We start from the raw sequence: 255 nt of genomic DNA, 5'->3' as shown, positions 1-255 counted from the left end.
ACCGAGCTGTCCATGTCTAGCACGATGTAATTTAGCCCCGTCCGGTCGAGGAAACGGTCGACCCACTGGCCGCCCAGATCGGCGACCGCCGCGCGGTTGCTGTCCGTCGCCAGACCCTCGGTCTCGAACCGGCTCACCTGCGACGTGGACGCTGCCTGACCATCGACGGCACGGTGGCCGACCACCTGTCGCATTACCGGGTCGTGGGCCAGCCGCTCGGCATCGTTGACATCCTCATATCCTGCGAGGCGACCA

1 protein-coding gene is annotated in these 255 nt (G+C 65.9%); it reads right to left on the bottom strand.

What is annotated here, in order from left to right; all coding sequences use genetic code 11:
- Positions 1 to 255, bottom strand: a 255-nt coding sequence (locus EU800_RS26540) for a transposase (RefSeq protein WP_207210042.1), incomplete at both ends; no start/stop codon positions are given.

The organism is Tropicimonas sp. IMCC6043, assembly GCF_004146235.1.
GTDB lineage: Bacteria > Pseudomonadota > Alphaproteobacteria > Rhodobacterales > Rhodobacteraceae > Tropicimonas.
The sequence above is the reverse complement of the archived record's forward strand: the minus strand, read 5'-3'. Positions and strand labels throughout refer to the sequence as shown.